Genomic DNA, 4152 nt, shown 5'->3' on the forward strand with positions numbered 1-4152 from the left:
CTGTCTTGCTCTCTGCGAGACAGAGTAACAGGTTAGGGCTAGAAAGCCCCGTCGCTGTCTTCGCGGGGATTGGTTACGGGATATCCACTTCCGTCGGCGGGGCCACAACCGGAGTTGTCAGGGGGTCGGCCTCAAACACGGCCCGCAGGGATTCATCCAACGTCGATCGCATCACGATGCGGTTTTCGTAAGCGACGATCACCCGCACCAACGTCGGTAAACTGTTCTCTGTGGCTTCCAAATAAATCGGTTCCACATACAACAAAGACTGTTCGATGGGAATCACCAACAGATTGCCCTGAATCACCCGCGAACCCTGGCGGTTCCACAGGGAGATCTGCTCCGAAATTTCCGGTTCCTGGTTGATCAGGGCTTCCACCTGTTCCGGGCCGAACACCAGACGCTGTTTCGGGAACTGGTAGAGCAGTAATTTCCCGTACTGCGGCACATCCGATCGCGCCGCCAACCAGGCGATCAAATTGATCCGACTCGCCGGGGTAAAGGGCTGCAACAAGATAAACTCCGCCGTCTCTTCCGTCGGCAACCGCATGATCAAATAATAGGGTTCCACCGATTGCGTTGTGTTGCCGTAGATTTCCGTCGGAACCCGCCACAGATCTTCTCGGTTGTAGAACACCTGGGGATCTTGCATATGGTAGGTGAGCAGTCGCTCCGACTGGATGCCGAACAGATCTAGGGGATATCGGATGTGTCCGTAAAGGGATCTCGGCATCTGTTCGATGGGGACGAACAAATCGGGAAAGATCCGTCGCAGGGTCGTCAAAATGGGATCTTGCGGTTCACTGAGATAGTAAAATTTGACGGAACCGTTGTAGGCATCGATGACCACTTTGACCGAATTCCGGATGTAGTTAAATTCGGTTCCCTCCGGGTCGGAGTAGGGGTAGCGGGTGCTGGTGGTGTAGGCATCCAAAATCCAGTAGAGATATTTTCCCTCCGGAGGCGATTCCCGGGAACGATCCCGCCCCAAATCGGCGTCGGCGGCGACCAGGTAGGGGCTGCCATCATACCGTAAAAATGGCGCGATCGCTTGCACCCGTTCAGGGATGTGGCGACGGAACAGAATTTTAGTATCAGGCAGAAAATTGCGGGTAAAAATCATCTGCCAATTTCGCAGATACTTGGCAAACAACAGCCGCCGCCAAACGGAATTGAGGGGGATGCCGCCGTCGCCGTCGTAGATGTTGTAAACGTTCTCGTCCCCGGAGGGAAAGTCGAACTCCCGCACCCGCGTCGAGGTCATCACGGGGATGTCCGTCAGTTGGCCGTAGTAGATGCGGGGTTGCCCGATGGGGATGCTGTCCCGAATCCGGGGGGCGACTTCCAGGGTAGTATCGGGGTTGAAGCGTGCGGCCGGACCGATATTTTTGACGTAGTATCTCGGCAGTCCCCCCTCGGCGGCGGTGTTGACGGGGGACAGGGTGAATCCGTAGCCGTGGGTGTAGACCAGGTGTTTGTTGACCCAGGTTTGGGCTTTTTCGGGTACCGAACTGTATTGCAACTCCCGAGCCGCGAGGATCACCTGCTGTTTTTCCGTGCGATCGCCCGGAGTCCGCCTTTCCGGGGGTTTGAGGATGGTGTAGCGATCGATGGACGCATCCAAAAAGGCGTAGTAGGGGCGAATTTGCTGGAGTTGGCGGTTGGTTTGCAGCAGGGGCCGCTTGTCCCAGAGGCGGATATTGTTGATGGTCAGGTCGTTGTCCTGCAAGTTGGCGTAGGTCAGTTCGGCGTCGGGGTCGAAGGTGCGGACTTCGATCGCGTCCAAATTGAACGCCTGTCGGGTAAACTTGATGCTGCGCTCGATGTAGGGTTCTTCCCGCTCTAACTCGTTGGGTTGAACCACCAACCGCTGCACGATCGCGGGTAAGGTCCATCCCACCATAACAGCGATCACCAGATACCAAGCCAGGATCGTCCGCAGGGAATAGCTGTCGGCGAACAATTTAGCCCGCCGGCGGGGACGCCGCCTCCTGCGACGCCAACCCAGAGTTTTCAAGCCATACTCGATATAAGGTGCGATCGCCCGCACGGAGAAAAACGCCTGCCAAAATAAAAACAGCGCGAACCCCAGCGACAGCAGCGACAGGAGGCGATAGGCCGGTTCCTGGGCCATGATGTCGGTGTAACCCGCCCCGAACACCACCCCCCGCTCGGAATAAAGCAACTCGTAGCGGTTGAGCCAGTATCGCAGGGTCATGCACAGCATGAAGATCCCCGCCAACCCGTGCAGGTGACGCTGTTGGGGTTGGGAAAAACCGGGAAACCGCCCCTGGCTGAGGCTGTTGCCCGACAGCAGGTAGATCAGGCTGCAAGAAATTAAGCCACACAAAAATAGGCCGAACAGCCAAAACTCCAGCAGGTGAATGACGGGGAGGGTGAAAATATAAAAGCTGATTTCTCGGTTGAAGAGATCTTCGCTGATGTTGAACGGCGTGGGGTTGAAGAAGGCCAGGACTTCGATCCAGTGCTGGGAGAGAATCCAGCCGAACCCGACGCTGAAAAACAGGGCGATCGCATTCAGGGACAGTTGCGGGCGAATCACGATGGCCACGACCAGAATCAGGGCGATCGCAACTTGCCACCACTCGATCGGTTGTTGCAGCAATATTTCCCAGAAGCCATCGAACTCAAATCGATTTGGGAGATCTTTGAAAGCCGGGGAGCGATCGAGATCCCAACTCAAATCGGCAAAAAATTCCCGGCTGTAGTACAGCAAAACCATCGCCAGCAACAAAGCCGGCCCCAGAACTAAAAATAGGAGCCAGCTCAAATTCAACGCGGGCGGGGTTTCCGGCGGTATCGGTTCAAACAGAGAATCCTGGAAACGGTGTTGGGAGCGGGGGAAGGGCTCGTAGCGGAGTTCGTTGGCGAGGTTGAGGTTCCAGAACAAAAACGCCGCACTCGTCCCGCAGCCGACTATCCACAGCGTCCCTTGGGTCAGCAGCCGCCGCCCGAACACCGACAGATAGCCCACTTCGTCAAACCACAGGTATTCCGCCACCACCCGGGTGACGAGATCGAAGATGAGCCACGCTCCCAACAGGAACAAGATAGCTTTGAAAGCCCAGCGTTTGAATGCCATTGAGCAATTTTAGATTTGAGATTGTAGGGGCGCAAGGCTTGCGCCCTGACCTCCCTATACCCTACACCCTACACCCTATTTTTTCGAGACGGCCGGGGAGTCGGCCAAATACCACCGCCAGGGGAGATCGGTGCCTTTGGAAATGCCGATGCGGGTGGTTTGGACGATTTCGGCGTCGAAATTTTGATCGCGGCGTTCCAGCCACAGAGAAGACTCGGGAGACAATGGCAAGCCGTCGAAGCTGCGATCGATTTGCAGCACCCGACACAGTTTTCCGGGGCCGGCGGCGAGGCGGTGGGGTTTTTCCCGGCGGGTGGAAGTCGGGATCATTTCCTCGGGGGGACTCGTCAGGTGCAGTGCCCGCAGCAATACCGCGCTGGCCATCCCGGGGCGATCGGTCACGATATTCAAACAATGATACATCCCATATATTAAATAAACGTAACTGCGGCCAGCCTCCCCGAACATCGCCGCATTGCGGAGCGTCCGCTTCCGATAACCGTGACAGGCCGGATCGCCCGCCTCATAGGCTTCCACCTCCGCGATCGCACCCCGGATCTCGCTTCCGTCCGGCATCCGCCGCACCAACGTGCAACCCAACAGATCGGGCGCCACTTCGGGAGATGGACGCGCCAACTCGGAAGCGTCTACAATCCGATTGAGTGGTAATGAATTCATCTGGAGGATCGCCTCAACTATGGACATCAAATTAATTTTGGTCGGATTGACCGTCGTTTTCAGCGTCGCCTGCCTGTTCTTCGGAACTAAGAACGGTTTCTACGACACTGACGACTATCACGGCAACGGTTCCGCACACTAAATTGGGGAGTCGGGAGTCGGTATTAGGGAGTCGGTATTAGGGAGTCGGGAGTCGGGAGCGGGGGGAGCAGGGGGAGCGGGGGGAGCGGGGGGAGCGGGGGGAGCAGGGGGAGCAGGGGGAGCGGGGGGAGCGGGGGGAGCAGGGGGAGCGGGGGGTGAGACATCCAGACCGCTTGGGAATCAATTCCCAAGCTAATAGCTCAAATCATCTAAAGATGATTGGGGAATTT

Annotated in this window: 3 protein-coding genes; 1 reads left to right on the forward strand and 2 read right to left on the reverse strand. The window is 56.9% G+C overall.

What is annotated here, in order from left to right:
* Positions 1 to 73: 73 nt before the first annotated feature.
* Together LKE08_RS04900 and LKE08_RS04905 are read right to left on the reverse strand one after the other, a co-directional pair.
* On the reverse strand, positions 74 to 3103 hold the full coding sequence (locus LKE08_RS04900) for a UPF0182 family protein (RefSeq protein WP_324703076.1): 3030 nt from the start codon (positions 3101 to 3103) through the stop codon (positions 74 to 76).
* A 75-nt stretch (positions 3104 to 3178) separates the two neighbouring features.
* The gene (locus LKE08_RS04905; protein WP_324703077.1) at positions 3179 to 3781 is read right to left on the reverse strand and encodes a DNA-3-methyladenine glycosylase; all 603 of its coding nucleotides are present in this window, start codon (positions 3779 to 3781) and stop codon (positions 3179 to 3181) included.
* Positions 3782 to 3800: 19 nt separating this feature from the next.
* On the opposite strand from LKE08_RS04905, the gene LKE08_RS04910 reads away from it, so the two are divergent.
* Positions 3801 to 3923 (forward strand): hypothetical protein, encoded by a 123-nt coding sequence (locus tag LKE08_RS04910; RefSeq protein ID WP_324703078.1) that lies wholly within the window; start codon positions 3801 to 3803, stop codon positions 3921 to 3923.
* Positions 3924 to 4152 lie beyond the last annotated feature (229 nt).

Origin of the sequence: Lyngbya sp. CCY1209 (assembly GCF_035615495.1) — a bacterium.
Lineage (GTDB): Bacteria > Cyanobacteriota > Cyanobacteriia > Cyanobacteriales > Microcoleaceae > Limnospira.